Below are 21,672 nucleotides of genomic sequence, written 5' to 3' on the forward strand. Positions count from 1 at the left end.
TATGGCGAATTGTGCTCACCCGCTACCCTTTCCTAACAACAACAGGGAGGAGGGGTCATGAACAAGTCGATTCTGGCGATTGGCTTTTGCGTGCTCGCCATGCAAGGCTGTGCCACGAAGAATTACGGCCGCCAGGGAGTGGTAACGGACTTCGAGCGGCAGACGATGAGTTGCCGTGAAATCCAGCTCGAACAAGCCAAGGTTCAAGGCTACATCCAGGCGGTCGACAAGGAGAGCGAGTTTAGCGGCAGGTCGATTCTCTCCTTCCTCGGAGACTTCGGCATCGGCAACGTCATCGAAAAGAATGCCGCGATGGAGAGCGCAGATAGTCGGGCGTACCAACTCCGGATGCTTAGCTACGAGCGCAGGTGCTCGGAGAAAACGCAGGCCGTTGCGGCCCCTGCGCGGCCGGTTGCAACCGCGCAATAGCAGAACGCACCAGCGGCACCATTTCGGCCGCATTCGGTGATGCCGGGCTGACTGCATGGTGCTGCATGATGCCCAGAAACGACAAAGCCCAACCGGCTGGCTGGGCTAAGTGCTTGATTCTTTTGGTGCCGAAGAGAGGAATCGAACCCCCGACCTTCTCATTACGAATGAGCTGCTCTACCGACTGAGCTACTTCGGCAACTTGTTCCGGTGAACCGGAACAGCCCGCAATAATAGCAATGCTTTTACCGCACTGCAAACTTTTTTTGTGTCGACCCGGTCATCCGGTGACAGGCGGGGCGGCGCCGGCGTCGCCTGGTATCGACTCCTGCCACGCGAAAGCAAACAGGGCGCTCGAAAGCGCCCTGTTCCGGAGCGGGTCGATCCTGCGGCGTCAGCCCTGTTGAGCGGCCGTTTCCTGGTGGTAGCGCGTCACGCGCTCCACTTCGTTCTTCGACCCCAGGATCACGGACACGCGCTGGTGCAGCTTTTCGGGCTGCACGTCCAGGATGCGGATGTGGCCGTTGGTGGCGGCGCCGCCGGCCTGCTCGACCAGCATTGCCATCGGGTTGGCTTCATACATCAGGCGCAGCTTGCCGGCCTTCTGGGGCTCGCGCTTGTCCCACGGGTACATGAAGATGCCGCCGCGGGTGAGGATGCGGTGCACGTCCGAGACCATGGAGGCGATCCAGCGCATGTTGAAGTTCTTGCCGCGCGGGCCTTCTTCGCCGGCCAGGCATTCGTCGATGTACTTGCGTACAGGCGGGGCCCAGTGGCGCATGTTGGACATGTTGATGGCGAATTCCTTGGTGTCTTCAGGAATCTGCACATCGGACTGGGTCAGTACGAAGCTGCCGGCTTCGCGGTCCAGTGTGAACACGTGCACGCCATTGCCGACGGTCAGCACCAGCGTGGTCTGTGGGCCGTACACGGCGTAGCCGGCGGCGACCTGGTGGGTGCCGGGCTGCAGGAAGTCGGCCTCGGTCACGGTCTGGCCGGGCTTGGGCATGTGCAGCACGGAGAAGATGGTGCCGATGGAGACGTTGACGTCGATGTTGGACGAACCATCGAGCGGATCGAACATCAGCAGGTATTCGCCCTTCGGATAACGGTTGGGAATCTCGTAGAACGATTCCATTTCTTCCGAGGCCATGGCGGCGAGGTGGCCGCCCCATTCGTTGGCGTCGAGCAGGACTTCATTGGCGATCACGTCCAGCTTTTGCTGGGTTTCGCCCTGCACGTTGCCGGTGCCGGCCGAGCCGAGCACGCCGGCCAGCGCGCCCTTGTTGACGGCATTGGAAATGGCCTTGCAGGCGCGCGCCACCACTTCGATCAGCAGCCGCAGTTCGGGCTGGATCGTATTGTGCTTGCGCTGCTCCTCGACCAGGTATCGGGTCAGGCTGATGCGAGTCATGATGGTTCTCCTTGGATGGCCGCAATTCTACATGTCCCGCGAGGGCCGGCGCCGCGCCGGTGCCGGCCCCCTGGCGTCAGGTGGCCAGTGACTTGCCGACGATTTCGCGCACATCGCGCGACAGCGAGGCCGATGCCGACACCCGCTCCAGCTCTGCGCGCATGCGTTCGCGCAAGGCCGGCTCGTACTTCTGCCAGCGGTCCATGACGCGCGCCAGGCGCGCCGCGACCTGCGGGTTGATCGCATCGAGCGCCAGCACCTCGTCGGCCCAGAAGCGGTAGCCCGAACCGTCCGCGGCATGGAACTGCGCGGGGTTGCCCGAGCAGAAGCTGAAGATCAGCGCGCGCGCCCGGTTGGGATTGCGCAGATTGAAGGCGGGGTGCTCCATCAGGGCGCGCACGGTGTCGATGGTGCGCTTGCCCGCATGCGGCCCGACCTCGCCACGCTGCATGCCCTGCAGCGAGAACCATTTGTCGATGACCAGTGCATCGTCTTCGAAGCGCTCGTAGAAGTCGGCCAGCGCGGCCTCGCGCCCCGGGGCGAAGCTGTTGACCAGCGCGGAGAGCGCGGCAAAGCGGTCGGTCATGTTGTCCGCGTTCTGGTACTGCTCGCCGGCCAGCTGCAGCATGGCGTCGCTGCCGCTCTCGACGAGGTAGCCCAGCGCCAGGTTGCGCAGCGCGCGGCGCGAAGATGCATCCGCGTCCGGGCTGTAGGGGCCGGGCGTGGCGTTGGACTCGTAGGCCGCCAGCCAGTCGGCCTGCAGGGCATGGGCCAGGCCCGCACGCATGAACTGGCGCGCCTGATGGATGGCGGCGGGGTCCGCCACGCCCATGCGTTCGGCCAGGTAGGCTTCGGCGGGCAGCACCAGTGCCTGCTCGCGGAAGGCGGGGCTGAGGCGGTCGTCAGTGAGCACGGTGCGCATGGCGCTGATCAGGGCGGGGTCGAGCTTCAGGTCGCGCCCGGCCTGCACGTCGCCCACCAGTTGCAGCAGTGCGCGCGTGGCCAGGCGCTGGCCGGCTTCCCAGCGGTTGAACGCGTCGCTGTCATGGGCCAGCAGGAACGTGAGCTGGGCGTCGGTGTACTCGGCATCGACGATCACCGGCGCCGAGAAGTTGCGCAGCAGCGACGGCAGCGGCGCTGCGGCACCGCGCGGCAGGTTGATGAAGCGGAAGGTCTGCTCGGCCTGCGTGAAGTCCAGCACGCGCGTGGTGCCGCCGGCAGCGGCCTCGCTTTCGAGCTGCAGCGGCAAGTCGTGGCCGTCGGCGCCGAGCAGGCCGATCGCGAACGGGATGTGGAAGGGCTGCTTGTCAGGCGTGCCGGCACGCGTCTCGATGCCGACCTTGGGGCAGCGCTGCGACAAGGTCAGCGTCAGGCTGCCATCGTTGGCATTCCACGCCGTGCGCGCGGCGACCACCGGCGTGCCGGCCTGGCTGTACCAGAGGCCGAACTGCGTGAGGTCGCGGCCATTGGCATCCGCCATCGCGGCACGGAAATCATCGCAGGCAACGGCCTGGCCGTCGTGCCGCTTGAAGTACAGGTCCATGCCCTTGCGGAAGCCGTCGCGGCCCAGCAGCGTCTGGTACATGCGCACGACTTCGGCGCCTTTCTCGTACACCGTGACGGTGTAGAAGTTGTTGATCTCCTCATAGCTGTCCGGGCGTACCGGGTGCGCCATGGGGCCGGCGTCTTCGGGGAATTGCACCTGGCGCAGCACGCGCACGTCTTCGATGCGTTTGACCGCGCGGCCCGATTCCGAGCCCATCATGTCGGCCGAGAATTCCTGGTCGCGGAAGACGGTCAGGCCTTCCTTGAGCGAGAGCTGGAACCAGTCGCGGCAGGTCACGCGGTTGCCGGTCCAGTTATGGAAGTACTCGTGGCCGACCACGGCTTCGATATTGGCGAAGTCGATGTCGGTGGCGGTCTGCGCATTGGCCAGCACGTACTTCGTGTTGAAGATGTTCAGGCCCTTGTTCTCCATCGCGCCCATGTTGAAGTCGCCGACCGCGACGATCATGAAGCGGTCCAGGTCCAGCTCCAGCCCGAAGCGCTGCTCGTCCCACCGGATCGCGTGAATCAGCGAATCCATGGCGTGGCGGGTTTTGTCGAGATCGCGCGCTTCGACCCAGACTTGCAGCAGCTTGTCCTTGCCGGAGGCGGACTTGATGCGTTCCTCGATGCACTCGAGCTTGCCGGCCACCAGCGCGAACAGGTACGACGGCTTGCGGAACGGGTCTTCCCACACCGCCTCATGGCGGCCGCCCGGCAGTTCGCGTTCGCTGACGAGGTTGCCGTTGGACAGCAGCACCGGGTAGGCTGCGCGATCGGCGCGCAGCGTGACGCGGTAGGTGGCCATCACGTCCGGCCGGTCCAGGAAGTAGGTGATGCGGCGGAAGCCCTCGGCCTCGCACTGCGTGAAGAAATTGCCGTTCGAGACATAGAGCCCCGACAGCGAGGTATTGGCTGCCGGCTGGCAGGCTGCAGTGATTTCCAGCGTGCCCTGCGCGGGCAGGCCCGGCAGCGTCAGCGAACCCGGCTGCTGGGTGACGTTGGCAACGGGTTTGCCATCCACGCTCACGCCGATCAGTTCGAGATCTTCGCCGGCCAGCACCAGGGGCGCGTCGGCGGCCGCGGCCGCATGGCGCGCGAAGCGCAGCGTGCTGGTCACGACAGTGCGTTGCGGATCGAGGTCCAGCACCAGTTCGACGTGGTCGATGGTGAAGGCGGGCGGGGTATAGTCCTTGCGATAGACGGTAACGGGCGTATCGGTGCGCAGCATGGGGAATCCTGTCTTCGGAAGACCGTGGAAGAGGGGCGCGCCGGCCCGGGGGCGGAACACGGCGCCGAAGTAACCATTGTAGCCAAGGGGTAGACAGCACGGCTTGGCGGGAATTCCGGCGCATTGGCGTGGTCTGAGAGACACGTCAGATCAACAACAAGAGAGGCATCGATATGTGGCAACAGGCGGGCCGTGGCGCAGGCAGCCACTGCAATGACGGGAACGGGATGTGGCGCAGGCTTGCCGCGTGGCTGGCGCTGTCCGGCGCCATGCTGCTGGCTGGCTGCGCGAGCACGGTGGTGACGGATGTCACGGCATTCCGGCAGCCGGGCTGGCAGAACGACGCGCCGCGCACCTACAGCTTCGCGCACACGCCCGAGCAGGCAGCCCAGCTTGAGCGCCAGACTTATGAGCAGTGGCTGGCCAGCGCGCTGGCGGGGGTAGGCTTCGAGCAGGTGCCCGAGAAGCAGGCGCGCTACCGGGTCAGCATGGAGTACAACGCGGCGCCCGGCATCGTGCGCGTGGCGGAAACGGTCTACCCGGACCCGTGGTATGGCCCGTGGGGACCATACTGGGGGCCGTACGGCTTCTACCGGCCCTGGGGCCCGTGGGGCTGGCCCGGCTACTGGCCGCCCCAGACCATCGTGCGCGACGTGCCCGTGACCTTTGCCAGCCTGCAGGTCTATTTCAAGGATGCGCGCACCGGCCAGCGTGTCTACCAGGTCAGCGCGCAGAACCAGACCGAGAACGGCAACCCGGCGGCGATGATGCCGTACCTGATCCGCAGCGCCTTCACGGAGTTTCCGGCCGAGAGCGGCAGGCCCCGGCGCGTGACCTTGCCGGTCGATGAGGGCACGGCTCCGGCTGCGCCGGCGGACGCGAAACCGGCCGCCAAGTAACGCGCGAGAAGCATATACATTGGCGTGCCATTGCATACGCATTGGTAAAAGCTGTTTTGCTGCGATATTCGGCCGAAAACCCGCGTCACCCCTTGAAACAGGTGGGTTCAGCGCCGCAACCGTGGGCTAGAATAGCTGCTCGATTTTCCGGCCCCATATCGCCGGAGCCCGTCAGGATGCTGCCCCTCGCTGCCGGCCGTCGTGCCCGTTGCGTTCATGGCGGGATGCGTGCGGGCGCCGGTACCGGGCCATTTTCCGGACGAGCCAATGAGCAGCAAGACCAGCGGTGATGCACCGCAACATGCCCCGAACAGTCCTGAAGCGCAATTGCGCCTCGCTGCGCTGGAATACCACCGCAGTCCCACCAAGGGAAAGATCCAGGTAACCGCCACCAAGGCGCTGTCCAACCAGCGCGACCTGTCGCTGGCGTACTCGCCGGGCGTGGCCTATGCCTGCGAGGAGATTGCCAAGGATCCGGCGACGGCTGCCGAGTACACCTCGCGTGCCAATCTGGTGGCTGTGATCACCAACGGTACCGCGGTGCTGGGCCTGGGTGACATCGGTCCGCTGGCCGGCAAGCCGGTGATGGAGGGCAAGGGCTGCCTGTTCAAGAAGTTCGCCGGCATCGACGTGTTCGACATCGAGCTCGACGCGCGCGACCCGGACAAGATCGTCGAGATCGTCGCCGCGCTGGAGCCCACGCTCGGCGGCGTGAACCTGGAAGACATCAAGGCGCCGGAATGCTTCTACATCGAGCAGAAGCTGCGCGAGCGCATGAACATCCCCGTCTTCCATGACGACCAGCACGGCACGGCCATCATCTCGACCGCGGCGCTGCTCAACGGCCTCAAGGTGGTCGGCAAGGACATTGCCACGGTCAAGGTGGCGGTGTCGGGCGCCGGCGCTGCGGCCATCGCCTGCCTGGACACCATGGTGAGCCTGGGCGTGAAGCGCGAAAACGTTTCAGTGGTGGACTCGAAGGGGGTCATCTATGTCGGCCGTGACGCCAACATGGAAGCCAACAAGGCCCGCTATGCGCAGGACACCTCGGCCCGCACGCTGGCCGACATCGTCAAGGGCGCGGACGTATTCCTGGGCTGCTCCACCGCAGGCGTGCTGACCGGCGAGATGGTCAAGACGATGGCCGACAAGCCCATCATCCTGGCGCTGGCCAACCCCGAGCCGGAAATCCGTCCGGAAGTGGCCAAGGCCGCGCGCCCGGACTGCATCATCGCCACGGGCCGTTCGGATTACCCGAACCAGGTCAACAACGTGCTGTGCTTCCCGTACATCTTCCGCGGCGCGCTCGACTGCGGCGCGACGAAGATCACGGAAGCGATGAAGCTGGCCAGCGTGAAAGCCATCGCCGAACTGGCTGAAGCCGAGCTCAACGACGCCGTGGCCGCTGCCTACGGCGGCCGCGAGCTGAAGTTCGGGCCCGACTACATCATCCCGACGCCGTTCGACCAGCGCCTGATCGAGAAGATCGCGCCGGCCGTGGCCAAGGCCGCGGAAGAGTCCGGCGTGGCCACGCGCCCGATCAAGGACCTGGACGCCTATCGCCAGCAGCTGTCGACCTACGTGTACCACACCGGCATGATCATGAAGCCGGTGTTCTCCGCCGCCAAGGCCGCGCCCAAGCGCGTCGCCTATGCCGAAGGCGAGGAAGAGCGCGTGCTGCGCGCGGTGCAGGGCGTGGTGGACGAAGGCCTGGCGCGTCCGATCCTGATCGGCCGCCCGCACGTGATCCAGATGCGTATCGAGAAGGCCGGCCTGCGTCTGCGCGCCGGTACCGATTTCGAGCTGATCAACCCTGAGGATGATCCGCGCTACCGTGCCTATCACGAGGCTTACCACGCGTTGCGCGGCCGCGATGGCGTGACGCCGGACATGGCCAAGGTGGCGCTGCGCCGTTCCAACACGCTGATCGGCGCGATGCTGATGCACATGGGCGACGCCGATGCGCTGCTGTGCGGCACGGTGGGCCGCTTCGAGGCGCACCTGGAGCACGTGCGCGACGTGATCGGCCTGGCGCCGGGCGCCAAGGTCTTTGCCGCACTGAACGCGCTGATGCTCGAGAAGTACACGCTGTTCATCACCGACGCCTACGTCAATGACGATCCGACCGCGGAAGAACTTGCCGCGATCACGCAACTGGCTGCCGAAGAGATCTGCCGCTTCGGCCTGCACCCGAAGGTGGCGCTGATGTCGCATTCGATGTTCGGGTCGTCGACGCGTCCGTCGGCGCGCAAGATGCGCGAAACCGCCGAGATCCTCGCCCGGGAGGCACCGCACCTGGAAGTCGAAGGCGAGATGCAGGGCGATGCCGCGCTGGATGAAGACGTGCGCCGCCACTTCCTGCCTTCGACCAAGCTGGCGGGCAGCGCCAACCTGCTGGTGATGCCGACGCTGGATGCCGCCAACATTGCATTCAACCTGCTCAAGATCACGGGTGGGCAGGGCGTCACGGTGGGCCCGATCCTGCTGGGCGCGGCCAGGCCCGTGCATATCCTGAATCCGCAGGCGACGACGCGCCGCATCGTCAATATGACTGCTGTCGCGGTGGCCGAGGCCAACGCCAGCGCCCTGCGCTAAGCGCTGGCTTCGCACAGCCTCGCAGGCATGAAAAAGGCCGGGTCATCGACCCGGCCTTTCTTTTGCTGTGGCGCGTCAAAGGTGCGCCGCGGCCGGTTGCTATTGCAGCACGTTGTATTGCTCGCGCATGACCACGATGATCGACCGGGCAGCCGCCAGCTGAGTGTCAAGGTGCTCGACATACTCCTGCGGGAAGTTCACTTCGGCGCTCCAGTTGCAGCCGGTATGGTCCGGCTGGTGCATTCGTACCGCGTGAAGCTCACATTCTCCGCATTCGGGGTTGTTGTCGAGGCACTGGTTCAGAATGGCCATCAGTTCGGAACGGGTCTTCGCATATCGCCGCATGTCTCACCTGTCTCGCTGTGGTTTTCATAGTCCGGACAACCAATCTAGGCACCGTGCCGGCCGTCTTCCAATTGAATCCGCCTATGGAGCGATGGCTGTCAATCCGCGGTCGCGTGGCAGATCATGCGGCGGTGCAACATGATGTTGAGGCGGCCGTGCCGGATGTGATGCCGGCACGGCAACAAAAAAGCCCGCCGGGTGGCGGGCTCGGGACTGCCGTCGGAGGCGTGTGGTGCGTCAGAACTTGTGGCGCACGCCCACACCGAAGGTGTCGCCGTGTTCGATGCCAGTGATCTTGTCGTAATAGTAGGCGGCGTACACGTCGGTGCGCTTGGACAGGTTGTAGTCGTAGGCGACCGCAACGGTGTTGCGCTTGAAATCGCCCAGTGAGTTGTCGGTCTTGTCGTAAGCGTACGAAGCCAGCAGGCTGCCGGCGCCGATGGGCACCGACGCGCCGAACTGGCCGTTGACGTGCTTGATGTCGCCGGACGGCGCCGTTGTAGCGCGGGTCTTGATGTACTGGCCCTGGGCAAACAGCTTGACCACCTTGAAGTCATACGACAGGCCCAGCTGGGCGGCGTCCTGGCGCGACAGGCCGGCGTTGGCCAGGTCGGTCGGCACGCTGTCGAAGCGGACCTGCTGGTAGGCAACAGTGGCAGCGAACGGGCCATTGAAGTACATCAGGTTGCCGCCCCACTTGTTCTTGCCGCCTGCGCCCGGCTGCTCGCCGAAGGCGTAGATGAAGTTGGCCGTCAGGCCGCCGAAGTTCGGCGTGGAGTACAGCACCGAGTTGTTCCAGCCCGAATCGCCGATGATGCCGGGGTCGACAACGGCGCCGCTGGCGGCACCGAAGTATGTATGGAAGATCGTCGGCGAGAACACGTACGAGTCGACCAGCGGGTTGAACAGGATGGTCGAGATGAAGTACGGCGTGGTGTTGCGGCCCAGCTTGAGGGTGCCGGCCTTGTCGTTCTGCAGGCCGACATAGGCATTGCGGCTGAACATCGAGTCGCCATTGAAGCGGCCCATGCTGCCGCTGTCGGTGCGGAAGAAGCCGTTCAGGTCGAAGATGGCCTTGGTGCCGCCGCCCAGGTCTTCGGTGCCCTTGATGCCCCAGTAGGACGTCTGCATCCCGCCCGAGTTGGCGACCCAGGCGCGCTCGCCGACGCCCGGGCTCTTGACGCCGCCGACAAACATATCGGCCTGGCCATACAGCGTCACGCTGGACTGGGCCATGGCCGCGCCGGAAAGAAGGGTAGCTGCTACCGCCGCCAGCTTCATTGCCGGCTTGTACTGCTTATGCATGTGTAGACCTCCGTGGTTGATCCTGCTTGGAACGTTGTGTACTGGGTCCCTGTCGGGTTCTTGTTCTGGTCTTTGTGCTTCTGTTCGTGCCGCCTGGTCGGGGCTCGGTTGACAGGCCCGCGTTCTGGAGGAACGCAGGCCGGGGTGCCGGCGGCATCGGGTACAGCGTTTTTGTTATACAGGTGGCGCTTTTTTGGCTCAGCCGGATACTAAGTCGTCAAGGCGGAACTGCGCAATGCGGTGGATCTGGTTGATGCAAGTTTGCAACTCGGCCTCGGGCGTGTTGTCGATGCGGCGGGCAAACTCGTTGATGATGCCGGCGCGGTCGTAGCCGCGCACCGCCAGGATGAACGGGAAGCCGAACTTCTGGTTGTAGCGTGCATTCAGCGACTGCAGGCGCTCGAACTCTTCGGGCGTGCACAGGTTCAGGCCGGCACCGCTCTGCTCGCGCGTGGACTCGGCAGTCAGTTCGCCGCGCACGGCGGCCTTGCCGGCCAGTTCCGGGTGGGCGCGCACCAGCTTGACCTGCGCTTCGGTGCCAGCCTCGTCCACGGCGTTGCGCAGTGCGCTGGCGAGTTCCGCCACATTCGCGAACGGGCGCTTTGCCGCGGCGGTTTCGGCAAACCACGGCGAGTGTTCATACAGGCCGCCCAGCACCGTCACGAATTCGGCGGCGGGCATGGCGTTGAGTTGGGCGATGGTGTAGGTCTGGCTCATGCTTTGTTGCGGGGAGTGTAGGGGTGGGTCTCGGCCCAGTGGCGGGCGATATCGACACGCCGGCAGATCCACACCTTGTCGTGGCCCTGCACATAGTCGAGGAAGCGCTGCAGCGCGCGGAAGCGCCCCGGGCGGCCGAGCAATCGGCAATGCATGCCGATCGACAGCATCTTGGGCTGGTCCAGGCCGCTGGGGTCGCCTTCCTCGTACAGCACGTCGAACGCATCCTTCAGGTACTGGAAGAACTGCTCGCCGGTGTTGAAGCCCTGCGGCGTGGCAAAGCGCATGTCGTTGGAGTCGAGCGTGTACGGCACCACCAGGTGGGGCTTCTTCTCGCCACCGGTGACTTCCACCTCGGTCCAGAAGGGGAGGTCGTCGCCGTAGTAGTCGGAGTCGTACAGGAGGCCACCGTGCTCCACCACCAGGCGGCGCGTATTGGGGCTGTCGCGGCCGGTGTACCAGCCGAGCGGCATCGAGCCGGTCAGCTCCCTGATGATTTCCATGCCGATGCGCATGTGCTCGCGCTCGGTGGCTTCGTCGATATTCTGGTAGTGGATCCAGCGCCAGCCGTGGCAGGCGATCTCGTGGCCGAGCTCGACAAACGCACGCGTCAGTTCCGGATGGCGCTGCAGCGCCATCGACACGCCGAAGATGGTCAGCGGCAGGCCGCGCCGTTCGAATTCGCGCAGGATGCGCCAGACGCCCGCGCGCGAGCCGTATTCGTAGATCCCCTCCATGCTCATGTGGCGGTCGGGGTAGGCCGCTGCGCCGACGATTTCGGAGAGGAACTGCTCGGACGCGGCATCGCCGTGCAGGACGCAGTTTTCGCCGCCCTCTTCGTAGTTGAGGACGAACTGCAGGGCGACGCGCGCGCCGCCGGGCCAGCGGGCGTGCGGCGGCCGGGCGCCGTAGCCGATGAGATCGCGTGGATAGTTCTGCTTTGTCATGGGTCGTTTCTGCTTCAGGGAACCGGCCATCCCCGCTTGCGAAGGGATGTCCGGGGACCGTGGCGTCTTGCGGCGGCTGGCACGTTGCTGCGCCCGAAAGCGCTGCAAATCTCGCAATGAACGTGCCAGTCGTGCCGCTGCGCTGACGCGGCGGTCCCGGTTGCTGCGATTACTCCGTGCCGTGCGTGTTCGCGGCGGCGTTGCGCATGGCCTCTTCGCGCGACTGGACGCCGTTGTAGAAGAGGTTCAGCGCCACGGCCACGATGGTGCCGAGCACGATCCCGCTGTGGGTGAACGGCACCGTCCACTTCGGCAGGTACTGGAAGAACGTCGGCGCCAGCGTCGGGATCATGCCGAAGCCGATCGCGATGGCGACGATGAACAGGTTGTGGCGGTTGCGGTTGAAATCGCAGCTGCCCAGGATGCGGATGCCGGTGGCGGCCACCATGCCGAACATCACGATGCCGGCGCCGCCGAGCACGAACTGCGGCACCGACGCCACCACGTGGGCCATTTTCGGGAACAGGCCGAACGAGATCAGGATGATGCCGCCGGCCGCCGCCACGTAGCGCGAGCGCACGCCGGTCACGGTCACCAGGCCCACGTTCTGCGAGAACGAGGTGTACGGGAACGTGTTGAACACGCCGCCGATCACGGTGCCGAGGCCGTCGGCGCGCAGGCCGCGGGTCAGCTCTTCATTGCTGAGCTTCTTGCCGGTGATGTCCGACAGCGCCAGGAACATGCCGGTCGACTCCACCAGCGTGATCACCATGACGATGCACATCGACAGGATCGCGCTCACTTCGAAGGTCGGGATGCCGAAGTGCAGCGGCGTGATGACGGCGACGAAGCTGGCTTCGTTCAGGCCCTCGAACGAGACCTTGCCCATGGCCATCGCCACCAGCGTGCCGGCGATGATGCCGAGCAGCACCGCGCAGTTGGCCACCAGGCCACGGCCATACTTGGTCAGCAGCAGGATGATCACCAGCGTGAGCCCGGCGATGCCGAGGTTGGCCAGGTCGCCGTAGGCAAGGTTGGGAACTTCCTTGGCCACGCCGTCGATCACGGCGCGCGTGGTGGGCTGGCCACCGGCCGCCCAGTTGATGCCCACGCGCATCAGCGACACGCCGATCAGCGTGATCACCGTGCCGGTCACCACCGGCGGGAACAGGCCGAGCATGCGGCCCATCATCGGCGCAATGAGAATGCCGAACACCCCTGACGCAATCACCGCGCCGTAGATGCCGAGCAGGCCGACATTCGGATCGGCGCCGATGGCGATCATCGGTGCCACCGAGGCAAAGGTCACGCCCATCATCACGGGCATGCGGATGCCGAACTTCCAGAAGCCGACTGCCTGGATCAGCGTGGCGAGGCCGGCGGCGAACAGGTCGGCATTGATCAGGAAAGCCAGCTGGTCCTTGGGCAGCTTCAGGGCCCCACCGATGATCAGGGGAACGGCAACGGTGCCGGCATACATCACCAGCACGTGCTGCAGCCCGAGCGCGAGCAGACGCCCGGAGGGCAAACGCTCGTTGGTCAGGTCCGTGGGGACCGTGGTGCTTGCGGAAGTCATTGATGCGTCTCCTCTCCTTTGGGTTGGATGGGAACACCGGCGTCCGTGGCCTCCTTTTGGGACAGCGCCGCCGCCGCGTCCTTCAGGACGCTGTCATGGGCGGCACAGCCAGGCCTCGTTTTGTGTGATGCCGGTGGGAACACCGTGCTAGGTGGAGCGGCCCAGCACGCTGCGAAGATCGAAGGCGCCCGGATCGTCGGGTTGTACGCGGTCGGCGCAAGCGCCGAGGTGGTGCGCCATGCGCGACTGGGCCAGCGCGGCATCGCCCTGTTCCAGTGCATCGAGGATTTCCTCGTGTTCGTCGAACGAACAGGCGTTGTTGCCGGGCGCTTCCACGCTGGCGATCATCAGCGTGGTGCGCGAGACCAGCCGGCGCATCATGTTGACCAGCAGCGCGTTGCCGGACAGTTCGGCCAGCGCGGTATGGAACTCGGCCGACAGGCGGATCCACGTGGGGCGGTCGTGCGTGAGGAAGGCCTGGCGCTCGCTCGCCACCATCTTGCGCAGCGGGGCGATCACGGCCTTGACGTCGGGCATGGCGGCGAGCTTGTCGAGCACCGCGCGTTCCAGCATCTGGCGCAGTTCGAACATGTCGTGCGCCTCGTCGGTGGAGGGGCTGGCGATGAAAGCGCCGCGGTTGGGTTCCAGGTCCACCATGCCGTCCGCGGACAGGTGCGACAGCACCTTGCGCACCGTGTGCCGTGCCGTGGCATAGATCTCGCAGAGCGAATGCTCGGTCAGCTTGGTGCGCGGCGGCAGCCTGTGCTCCATGATCGCGTCATAGATCTCGTGATACATGCGCTCTTCGACCGAGCCCTTGCGGGCGGGCTTATCCAGCTTCTCGGGCTTCTGTTCGGTCAGCACGGCGTCGGCGACACCGGCAATCAGCTTCAGGCTCTTGGACATCTCGGCACCAAGCGTTAGGACGGAAACAGCGGGCTGCGGCCCCTGCTGGACCACCATCTGTCGCGCCGATAATCCAGGCTATCAGCAGGCAGTGATCCGAAAATTGTTGACAATTATTTGGTTACGCCTTCAATATTGTCAACAAAACAGATTCAGGTTTTCGACAACTAAGGGTTATCCCTCAATTGTCAACCGGGTGGGTGCAGGCGCATTGTCGCCACGCACCAACCCAGCGCCGGGATGCGTTACATGACGTACCGAGCGGGCACCATTCCCACAGATGGTGCTAGTGAAGGCAGCGGCGCCCCTCACAACCCAATCGCAAAAGGACAAATACGATGGGACGCTTGACCACCCATGTTCTCGACACCGCAGCCGGCACCCCGGGCCATGGCATGTCGATTACTCTCCATAAAATTGTCGACAATCGCCGCGAAACGCTGAAGACCGTGGTCACCAACCACGACGGACGCTGCGACCAGCCCCTGCTCGAAGGTGCGGACCTTGCCGTCGGCGAGTACGAGTTGGAATTCGCTGCCGGCGATTACTTCCGCGCGCAAGGCGTGAAGCTGCCCGAGCCGGCGTTCCTGGACGTGGTGCCCCTGCGTTTCGGCATTGCCGACCCCAACGCGCACTACCACGTGCCGCTCCTGGTTTCGCCCTGGTCGTACTCGACCTACCGCGGCAGCTGAACCGGTGGTCTAGGGAAACAGGAGACAAGACATGGAAGGCTATATCCTCGACTGGGCCAATATGCTGCTGCGGTGGGTGCACGTCATCACCGCCATCGCATGGATCGGTTCCTCGTTCTATTTCGTCTGGCTGGACAACAGCCTGACCAGGCCCACCGCCCCCGACCTGAAGGACAAGGGCGTGGATGGCGAACTGTGGGCCGTGCACGGCGGCGGCTTCTACAACCCGCAGAAGTACCTGACCGCACCCAAGTCACTGCCCGAGAACCTGCACTGGTTCTACTGGGAGTCGTACTCGACGTGGATGAGCGGCTTCGCGCTGCTGGTCGTGCTGTACCTGTTCAACGCCAGCACGTTCCTGATCGACAAGAACGTGTTCGACATGTCGCCGGGCGCGGCGGTTGGCTTCGCGGTCTCGTACCTGCTGATCGGCTGGATCGTCTATGACAGCATCTGCCGGCTGTTCGGCAAGAACGACCGTCTCGTCGGCATCCTGGTGGCGGTCTACATCATGGCCGCGGCCTTCGTCGCCTGTCACATCTTCTCGGGCCGCGCGGCGTTCCTGCTGACCGGCGCGATGGTGGCGACGATCATGAGCGCCAACGTGCTGGTGTGGATCATCCCGGGCCAGCGCAAGGTCGTGGCGGCACTGAAGGCCGGCCAGCCGGTCGACCCGATCCACGGCAAGCGCGGCAAGCAGCGCAGCGTGCACAACACCTACTTCACGCTGCCGGTGCTGTTCGCCATGCTGTCAAACCACTACAGCATGACCTACGCCGCCAAGTACAACTGGGTGGTGCTGATCCTGATTATGCTGGCCGGCGTGCTGATCCGTCAGTTCTTCATCCTGAAGCACAAGGGCAAGATCAATGTCTTGTGGCCTGCTGCCGGCGTTGCCGCGCTCGGCGTGGTGGCCGTGATGATCGCACCGCAGCCGCGCCCGACGGTTGCCAGCAGCGGTGGCGCTGAAGCCGCCGCCACCGCGGTGAGCTTCACCAAGGTGCAGGAAGTGATCAATGCGCGCTGCGTGCAGTGCCATGCCGCGGCGCCGAAGATGATGCCGACTGCGGCCAAGGGCATCAAGCTCGACACCGCCGACGAAATCAAGGCGCACGCCCAGCTGATCTACCAGCAGGCCGTCCAGCAGAAGGCCATGCCGCTGGGCAATGTGACGCAGATCACTGACGACGAGCGCGCCTTGCTGGGCCAGTGGTTCGAAGGCGGCGCCAAGACGACCAACTGAGCATTGCAGAATCCGGGCCCGCCAGCGAGCGGGCCCATGAAATCCGAGCATCGGTGATCGACGGTCCGGTGGCCGCGCAGTTGGCGGCCGTCAGTACCGGACCGGCGAGGGTTTGAACGGGGCTTTGGCCTCGTTTTTTTTCGTTTTTGCTGATCAGCGGAAGAACAAAAAAGCCGCTCCGAAGAGCGGCCTTGGGAGCAGCAGGGCGCAAGCCCCGCCGCAATATCAGTCGTCCAGCAATGACAGATCGCGCACCGCGCCCTTGTCAGCCGACATCACTAGCTTGGCGTAGGCCTTCAGCGCAGCCGACACCTTGCGCGGACGCGGCTTGGCGGGCTTCCACCCCTTGGCGTTTTGCTCCTCGCGGCGGCGCGCCAGTTCCTCGTCCGACACGAGCACGTCGATCGTGCGGTTGGGGATGTCGATGCGGATCTTGTCGCCGTCGCGGACCAGGCCAATCGCACCGCCGGCTGCTGCCTCGGGCGAGCAGTGGCCGATGGACAGGCCGGAGGTGCCGCCCGAGAAGCGGCCGTCGGTCAGCAGCGCGCACGCCTTGCCCAGGCCCTTGGACTTGATGTAGCTCGTCGGGTAGAGCATTTCCTGCATGCCGGGACCACCCTTCGGGCCTTCGTAGCGCACGATCACCACGTCGCCGGCCTTGACCTTGTCGTTGAGGATGTTCTCGACCGCTTCGTCCTGCGACTCGGTGACGTTGGCCGAGCCCTCGAACACGAGGATGCTCTCGTCCACGCCGGCGGTCTTCACCACGCAGCCGTCGAGCGCAATATTGCCCGTCAGCACGGCCAGGCCGCCTTCCTTCGAGAACGCATGCTCGTACGAGCGGATGCAGCCCTCGGCGCGGTCCAGGTCCAGGCTGGGCCAGCGCGTGTTCTGGCTGAACGCGACCTGCGTCGGAACGCCGGCCGGGCCGGCCATGTAGAAGGTCCTGACAGCTTCGTCCTGCGTGCGGGAGATGTCCCACTGGTTCAGGGCATCACCGAGCGTGGCAGCGTGCACCGTGGGCACGTCGGTGTGCAGCTTGCCGGCGCGCTCCAGTTCACCGAGGATGGCCATGATGCCGCCTGCGCGGTGCACGTCCTCGATATGGTATTTGTTGGTGTTGGGCGCGACCTTGCAGAGCTGGGGCACGACACGCGACAGGCGGTCGATGTCGGTCATCGTGAAGTTGATGCCCGCTTCCTGCGCGATCGCCAGCAGGTGCAGGATGGTGTTGGTCGAGCCGCCCATGGCGATGTCCAGCGTCATCGCGTTCTCGAACGCCTTGAAGCCGACCGAGCGCGGCAGGATGCGCGCGTCTTCCTGCTCGTAGTACTGGCGGGCCAGTTCGACGATGCGGCTGCCGGCGCGCTTGAACAGTTGCTCACGGTCCGCGTGCGTGGCCACCACGGTGCCGTTGCCGGGCAGCGACAGGCCCAGCGCCTCGGTCAGGCAGTTCATCGAGTTGGCCGTGAACATGCCCGAGCACGAACCGCAGGTCGGGCAGGCGGAACGCTCGACTTCGGCCACGTCGGCGTCGGAATAGGCCTGGTCGGCTGCGATCACCATCGCGTCGACGAGGTCGAGCTTCTTGAACTCGACGGCCTTGGTGGCCGGGTTGGCCAGGCGCGTCTTGCCGGCTTCCATGGGGCCGCCCGAGACGAAGATCACGGGGATGTTCAGGCGCATCGCGGCCATCAGCATGCCCGGGGTGATCTTGTCGCAGTTCGAGATGCACACCATGGCGTCGGCGCAGTGTGCGTTGACCATGTACTCGACCGAGTCGGCGATGATGTCGCGGCTCGGCAGCGAATACAGCATGCCGTCATGGCCCATGGCGATGCCGTCATCGACCGCGATGGTATTGAATTCCTTGGCCACGCCGCCGGCGGCCTCGATCTCGCGCGCGACGAGCTGGCCCAGGTCCTTCAGGTGCACATGGCCGGGCACGAACTGGGTGAACGAGTTCACCACCGCGATGATCGGCTTGTTGAAATCATCGTCTTTCATGCCGGTGGCGCGCCACAGGGAGCGCGCACCTGCCATGTTGCGGCCGGCGGTGGAGGTCTTGGAACGGTATGCGGGCATTGTGGGGTTGTGAAATCAGTATCGCGGAAAGGATGCGGGGCCATGGGAATAGGGGCCCCTCACGCGCCCGTGCGAACAACCTCTTGAGCTGCGCCCTGGGCAGAATCACGGATTATCCCATACCGCCCGGCCGCGTGTAGCCGCCAGGGCCGGTGATCGCGCGCGCTGGCTGCAGGACACCCGGGCTGCGCGGCCCGGATGTCCTGATGCGCCTCCTGGGCCTCAGCCGCCGATATTCAGCAGCGCCAGCACGCCCAGCACCAGGAAGATGCCCGCGGCGATCTTGTGCACGAGGCCGATCGGCATCTTGTTGGCGAACTTGTCGCCGAGCAGTACGGCCGGCGCGTTGGCCAGCATCATGCCGAAGGTGGTGCCGGCCACCACGGCAAGCACCGCGCCGTTGAAGCGGGCGGCCAGCGCGATCGTGGCGATCTGGGTCTTGTCGCCCATCTCGGCAAAGAAGAACGCGACGATGGTGGTGGCCAGGATGCCGAGCGCGCCTTTCACCGGCTTGGCTTCCTCGGCGTCGTCGAGCTTGTCGGGGATCAGCATCCACGCGGCCATGGCGATGAAGCCCAGTCCAAGGATCCAGCGCAGCAGCGTTTCGCCGAGCACATGGGTGATCCAGCCGCCCAGCGCGCCGGCAAAGCCGTGGTTGACCACTGTGGCGATCAGGATGCCAAGGATGATGGGAAGGGGCTTGCGATAGCGTGCAGCGAGGACGAGCGAGAGCAACTGCGTCTTGTCGCCCATTTCCGCGAGCGCGACGATGCCTGTGGAGACGAGGAAGGCTTCCATGTTGTTGTGTGAGTAACCGGGCCGCATGCATCGCGAGATGCCAATGACGCACACCTTTCCCGGCCCGGCCAGAAAGGTGAGGTCATCGGTCTCGCCAGGCCTTGGATCGGGCTGGGCCATCTGGCCAGCCGGGTCCGGAGCTGCGCACGCCATAACCGCAAGCGGTCAAGTCTGTTGACGTACGCCCCTGTCTTCCGGGTTCCGCATTGCGCGGCGCGGTGAGAGCAGGGCGGCTACTCCCCAATGGAAACTGCAATTATAGCGGCGCCGGCGGTGAGCGTCCACCGCCGGGAAAAAGTGCCTTGTCAGGCCGGCACCGGCGACTGCTCGCTGGTGCGGCGGCCGCGGAAGTCGGTCCAGCACAGGGCCTTGAAGTCGTACAGCTTGCAGCGGCGCGCCGTGTCGAAGTACCAGCGCCACGAGAAATTCTCGATGATGATGCGGCCCGGCAGCGCGTGTTCCAGCAGGGCCTGGGCGCGCTTCAGGCGGTACAGCGGCACGCTCATGTCCACGTGGTGCGCAGTGTGTTCCATGATGTGGTGCAGCGCCGAGCCGATGCCGTGGCGGAAGCGCAGGTGGACGGTGGTCGAGACGAAGGGCTGGGCCTTGGCCCACATGGCCTTGGTGTCATACCACGCCACGCTGGTGTGGGTGTGGTGCACGTACAGCACGAAGCCGACCGTGAGGTTCCAGACCAGGAACGGCAGCACGAAGCCGGCGCCGACCATTGTCCATGCCGATTGCCCCGTGGCCAGCGCGGCCCACACCAGCGCGCCGATCCACGCGGCGCCGAAGGCTGCCACCAGTGTGCAGTCGGCCATGAAGATGGGCCGGCGCGTGGCCATCTGGCGCTTGCTCGGGAAGAACAGCTTGAACCACCAGATCTCGATCAGGTAGTACAGTCCGGCGCCGAAGCCGTTGCGGTAGATGCGCTCCATCATGCGGCGCCAGCGCGGCAGCGCCTGGAATTCTTCCAGCGAATAGGGCGCCCAGACGAAATCGAAGCCCTTCAGGTTGGTGTAGCCGTGGTGGACGACGTTGTGGCCGACTTCCCACAGGCTGTACGGCGTGAGTGAAGGCAGGAAGGTCAGCCGGCCCAGCCACTTGTTCAGGCCGCGGCGCGGCGTCAGGCTCTGGTGGCAGGCGTCATGGCCGATGATGAACAGCCGCGCGATGATCAGGCCGGCCAGTACGCCCAGGCCCAGCTTGGCCGCCCAGTGCGGGGCGAGCACGACGCCGGCCAGCGTGGCCGCGAACAGGATGTAGTCGAAGGCGAACAGCGCCAGCGCGCGCGGCGTGCTGCGCTGGCCAAGCGGGATCAGCCAGCCGCGGATGATCTTGCGGGACGGCAGCGGCTGGTCGGGGGGGATGGGGGCTGGAAACGGCTGGTCGGCAGCGGCCGGTGCTTCAAGCGTTACCTCGTGGTGCGTGGCAGCGGTGGTGGTCATGGAAACCTTCTGTTTGCTGGCGTTGCTGTACGGCCTGTCTTGGCCGGCAACGGAACCGCAAAGGTTAGAGGGCTTCGCCGGTATGAGTCTTGATCAGCGTCAATCCGTGCCGGAGCGCTCACGGGTAATAGCAGCCTGCGGCCGCGTGGTGCGGCCGCGGGTGTTTTCAGCGTCACACCACCGGTGCCTGTACGGCCTCGCCCATCACATAGACGCTGTCGATGACGCGGTCGTCGCCGAGCATGGCAAACGCGAACAGCTGCTCCTCCAGCGATTCGGAGCGGCCGCTGCGGCGTGCGATCAGCGGCGTGGCTTCCGGATCCAGCACGATGAAGTCGGCCTCGCAGCCTTCGCTGAAGCTGCCGATGCGGTCGGACCAGCCCAGCGCCTCGGCCGCGGCGCGCGTGGCCAGGTAGAACATGCGCAGCGCGGTCAGGTGGTAGCCACCCATGCGCGCGACCTTGTGCGCGGCGTTCATGGTGCGGAACATCGAGAACGAGGTGCCGCCGCCCACGTCGGTCGCCAGTGTTACGTTCAGGCGGTTGGCGTCCGACTGGTGGAAGTCATAGAAGCCGCTGCCGAGGAACAGGTTCGATGTCGGGCAGTGCGCGACGGCAGCGCCGCTGTCGGCGAGGCGCCGGCGATCGTCCTGGTCCAGGTAGATCGCGTGGCCGTAGAACGCGCCCGGGCGCAGCAGGCCGTAGCGGTCGTACACGTCCAGGTAGCTGCGCGCATCCGGGAACAGCTCGGCCACCCATTTCACCTCGTCGCGGTTTTCGGCCACGTGGGTCTGGATGAACGCGTCCGGATAGGCCTTGGCCAGTTCGCCGCAGGCAGCGAGCTGTGCTTCGGTCGAGGTCGGCGCGAAACGCGGCGTGATGGCGTAGGCAAGGCGGCCCTTGTTATGCCAGCGCGACAGCAGGTCGGCCGAATCGCGCGCGCCGGTTTCGGCGGTGTCGCGCAGGAACTCGGGGCAATTGCGGTCCATCATCACCTTGCCGGTGATCATGCGCAGGTTGCGTTGCTCGCTCTCGGCAAACAAGGCCTCGGCCGAGGCCTTGTGCACGGTGCTCCAGACCACCGCGCTGGTGGTGCCGTTGCGCAGTAGTTCGTCGGTGAAGAAGCCGGCCACGGCGCGTGCGTACTCGGGCTCGGCAAAACGGCGTTCCTCGGGGAAGGTATAGGTATCCAGCCAGTGCAGCAGGCCCGGCGACGGCGACGCGATGATGTCGGTCTGCGGGTAATGCACGTGGGTGTCGATAAAGCCCGGCACGATCACCTTGCCGCGGTGATCCACCACCTCCGCGCCGGCCGGGATGCGCGATGCCAGAGCCGTGTAGTCGCCGGCCGCGACGATGCGCCCGGCGGTGACGATCAGCAGACCATCCTCCCAATACTGATAGGCGTCCTCATGGAACTGCGGGTCGTGCAGGAAATGCAGCACGCGGCCGCGGATCGCGCGGGTAATGGACGGGGTCGGGGGAGTGGTCGTCATGG

At 65.3% G+C, this 21,672-nt stretch carries 17 protein-coding genes, 1 tRNA gene and 1 riboswitch; of the genes, 5 read left to right on the top strand and 13 right to left on the bottom strand.

All coding sequences use genetic code 11. The features are described 5' to 3' along the window. Nucleotides 1-57: 57 nt before the first annotated feature. Complete coding sequence (locus tag LDO29_RS02025) at nt 58-429, top strand: hypothetical protein (protein ID WP_224078120.1); 372 nt, start codon at nt 58-60, stop codon at nt 427-429. 123 nt (nt 430-552) lie between these two features. Here LDO29_RS02025 and LDO29_RS02030 read toward each other — a convergent pair. The 3 genes from LDO29_RS02030 to pepN all read right to left on the bottom strand — a co-directional run bounded on the left by LDO29_RS02030 (nt 553) and on the right by pepN (nt 4,619). After that, nucleotides 553-628, bottom strand: a tRNA-Thr gene (locus tag LDO29_RS02030). Between the two features lie 195 nt (nt 629-823). Beyond that, on the bottom strand, nt 824-1,843 hold the full coding sequence (locus LDO29_RS02035; protein WP_224078121.1) for a class 1 fructose-bisphosphatase: 1,020 nt from the start codon (nt 1,841-1,843) through the stop codon (nt 824-826). 76 nt (nt 1,844-1,919) lie between these two features. Then, nucleotides 1,920-4,619: an aminopeptidase N gene (gene pepN / locus LDO29_RS02040; protein WP_224078122.1), complete on the bottom strand. Its 2,700-nt coding sequence runs from the start codon at nt 4,617-4,619 to the stop codon at nt 1,920-1,922. 227 nt (nt 4,620-4,846) lie between these two features. Between pepN and LDO29_RS02045 the strand changes: the two genes are divergently transcribed. After that, complete coding sequence (locus tag LDO29_RS02045; protein ID WP_224078123.1) at nt 4,847-5,518, top strand: DUF4136 domain-containing protein; 672 nt, start codon at nt 4,847-4,849, stop codon at nt 5,516-5,518. Between the two features lie 267 nt (nt 5,519-5,785). Further along, a complete protein-coding gene (locus LDO29_RS02050) occupies nt 5,786-8,113 on the top strand; it encodes an NADP-dependent malic enzyme (protein ID WP_224078124.1) in 2,328 nt (775 codons plus the stop codon). A gap of 99 nt (nt 8,114-8,212) precedes the next feature. On the opposite strand, the gene LDO29_RS02055 is transcribed toward LDO29_RS02050, so the two are convergent. The 6 genes from LDO29_RS02055 to LDO29_RS02080 form a co-directional block, all read right to left on the bottom strand. Further along, nucleotides 8,213-8,458 carry a hypothetical protein gene (locus LDO29_RS02055; RefSeq protein WP_224078125.1) on the bottom strand — a complete coding sequence of 82 codons (246 nt, stop codon included), beginning with the start codon at nt 8,456-8,458 and terminating at the stop codon, nt 8,213-8,215. A gap of 237 nt (nt 8,459-8,695) precedes the next feature. Further along, nucleotides 8,696-9,763 carry a porin gene (locus LDO29_RS02060; protein WP_224078126.1) on the bottom strand — a complete coding sequence of 356 codons (1,068 nt, stop codon included), beginning with the start codon at nt 9,761-9,763 and terminating at the stop codon, nt 8,696-8,698. A 198-nt stretch (nt 9,764-9,961) separates the two neighbouring features. Next, the gene (gene uraD / locus LDO29_RS02065) at nt 9,962-10,480 is read right to left on the bottom strand and encodes a 2-oxo-4-hydroxy-4-carboxy-5-ureidoimidazoline decarboxylase (protein WP_224078127.1); all 519 of its coding nucleotides are present in this window, start codon (nt 10,478-10,480) and stop codon (nt 9,962-9,964) included. Beyond that, nucleotides 10,477-11,427: an allantoinase PuuE gene (puuE, locus tag LDO29_RS02070; RefSeq protein ID WP_224078128.1), complete on the bottom strand. Its 951-nt coding sequence runs from the start codon at nt 11,425-11,427 to the stop codon at nt 10,477-10,479. The genes uraD and puuE overlap by 4 nt, the downstream gene beginning before the upstream one ends. A gap of 169 nt (nt 11,428-11,596) precedes the next feature. Next, nucleotides 11,597-13,003, bottom strand: a complete 1,407-nt coding sequence (locus LDO29_RS02075; protein ID WP_224078129.1) for a nucleobase:cation symporter-2 family protein — start codon at nt 13,001-13,003, stop codon at nt 11,597-11,599. Between the two features lie 147 nt (nt 13,004-13,150). Further along, nucleotides 13,151-13,909, bottom strand: a complete 759-nt coding sequence (locus LDO29_RS02080; protein WP_224078130.1) for a GntR family transcriptional regulator — start codon at nt 13,907-13,909, stop codon at nt 13,151-13,153. A 338-nt stretch (nt 13,910-14,247) separates the two neighbouring features. Between LDO29_RS02080 and uraH the strand changes: the two genes are divergently transcribed. Together uraH and LDO29_RS02090 are read left to right on the top strand one after the other, a co-directional pair. Continuing rightward, on the top strand, nt 14,248-14,601 hold the full coding sequence (uraH, locus tag LDO29_RS02085; RefSeq protein ID WP_224078131.1) for a hydroxyisourate hydrolase: 354 nt from the start codon (nt 14,248-14,250) through the stop codon (nt 14,599-14,601). Nucleotides 14,602-14,632: 31 nt separating this feature from the next. After that, nucleotides 14,633-15,844 (top strand): urate hydroxylase PuuD, encoded by a 1,212-nt coding sequence (locus LDO29_RS02090; RefSeq protein ID WP_224078132.1) that lies wholly within the window; start codon nt 14,633-14,635, stop codon nt 15,842-15,844. Between the two features lie 225 nt (nt 15,845-16,069). Here the strand turns inward: LDO29_RS02090 and ilvD are convergent, their stop codons facing one another. The 4 genes from ilvD to guaD form a co-directional block, all read right to left on the bottom strand. Beyond that, complete coding sequence (gene ilvD / locus LDO29_RS02095; protein ID WP_224078133.1) at nt 16,070-17,929, bottom strand: dihydroxy-acid dehydratase; 1,860 nt, start codon at nt 17,927-17,929, stop codon at nt 16,070-16,072. A 222-nt stretch (nt 17,930-18,151) separates the two neighbouring features. Beyond that, the gene (locus tag LDO29_RS02100) at nt 18,152-18,727 is read right to left on the bottom strand and encodes a TMEM165/GDT1 family protein (RefSeq protein WP_224078134.1); all 576 of its coding nucleotides are present in this window, start codon (nt 18,725-18,727) and stop codon (nt 18,152-18,154) included. Between the two features lie 29 nt (nt 18,728-18,756). Continuing rightward, nucleotides 18,757-18,981, bottom strand: a riboswitch (yybP-ykoY riboswitch). Nucleotides 18,982-19,032: 51 nt separating this feature from the next. Further along, nucleotides 19,033-20,175 (bottom strand): fatty acid desaturase, encoded by a 1,143-nt coding sequence (locus LDO29_RS02105; RefSeq protein WP_224078135.1) that lies wholly within the window; start codon nt 20,173-20,175, stop codon nt 19,033-19,035. A gap of 172 nt (nt 20,176-20,347) precedes the next feature. Continuing rightward, nucleotides 20,348-21,670 (bottom strand): guanine deaminase, encoded by a 1,323-nt coding sequence (gene guaD, locus LDO29_RS02110; RefSeq protein WP_224078136.1) that lies wholly within the window; start codon nt 21,668-21,670, stop codon nt 20,348-20,350. Between the last annotated feature and the right edge of the window lie 2 nt (nt 21,671-21,672).

The organism is Cupriavidus laharis (assembly GCF_914271435.1).
Taxonomy (GTDB): domain Bacteria; phylum Pseudomonadota; class Gammaproteobacteria; order Burkholderiales; family Burkholderiaceae; genus Cupriavidus; species Cupriavidus laharis.

Coding starts and splice junctions, on each gene's coding strand:
- LDO29_RS02025 (WP_224078120.1), top strand. CDS start 58: ATGAACAAGTCGATTCTGGCGATTGGCTTTTGCGTGCTCGCCATGCAA.
- LDO29_RS02035 (WP_224078121.1), bottom strand. CDS start 1,843: ATGACTCGCATCAGCCTGACCCGATACCTGGTCGAGGAGCAGCGCAAG.
- pepN (WP_224078122.1), bottom strand. CDS start 4,619: ATGCTGCGCACCGATACGCCCGTTACCGTCTATCGCAAGGACTATACC.
- LDO29_RS02045 (WP_224078123.1), top strand. CDS start 4,847: ATGTGGCGCAGGCTTGCCGCGTGGCTGGCGCTGTCCGGCGCCATGCTG.
- LDO29_RS02050 (WP_224078124.1), top strand. CDS start 5,786: ATGAGCAGCAAGACCAGCGGTGATGCACCGCAACATGCCCCGAACAGT.
- LDO29_RS02055 (WP_224078125.1), bottom strand. CDS start 8,458: ATGCGGCGATATGCGAAGACCCGTTCCGAACTGATGGCCATTCTGAAC.
- LDO29_RS02060 (WP_224078126.1), bottom strand. CDS start 9,763: ATGCATAAGCAGTACAAGCCGGCAATGAAGCTGGCGGCGGTAGCAGCT.
- uraD (WP_224078127.1), bottom strand. CDS start 10,480: ATGAGCCAGACCTACACCATCGCCCAACTCAACGCCATGCCCGCCGCC.
- puuE (WP_224078128.1), bottom strand. CDS start 11,427: ATGACAAAGCAGAACTATCCACGCGATCTCATCGGCTACGGCGCCCGG.
- LDO29_RS02075 (WP_224078129.1), bottom strand. CDS start 13,003: ATGACTTCCGCAAGCACCACGGTCCCCACGGACCTGACCAACGAGCGT.
- LDO29_RS02080 (WP_224078130.1), bottom strand. CDS start 13,909: ATGTCCAAGAGCCTGAAGCTGATTGCCGGTGTCGCCGACGCCGTGCTG.
- uraH (WP_224078131.1), top strand. CDS start 14,248: ATGGGACGCTTGACCACCCATGTTCTCGACACCGCAGCCGGCACCCCG.
- LDO29_RS02090 (WP_224078132.1), top strand. CDS start 14,633: ATGGAAGGCTATATCCTCGACTGGGCCAATATGCTGCTGCGGTGGGTG.
- ilvD (WP_224078133.1), bottom strand. CDS start 17,929: ATGCCCGCATACCGTTCCAAGACCTCCACCGCCGGCCGCAACATGGCA.
- LDO29_RS02100 (WP_224078134.1), bottom strand. CDS start 18,727: ATGGAAGCCTTCCTCGTCTCCACAGGCATCGTCGCGCTCGCGGAAATG.
- LDO29_RS02105 (WP_224078135.1), bottom strand. CDS start 20,175: ATGACCACCACCGCTGCCACGCACCACGAGGTAACGCTTGAAGCACCG.
- guaD (WP_224078136.1), bottom strand. CDS start 21,670: ATGACGACCACTCCCCCGACCCCGTCCATTACCCGCGCGATCCGCGGC.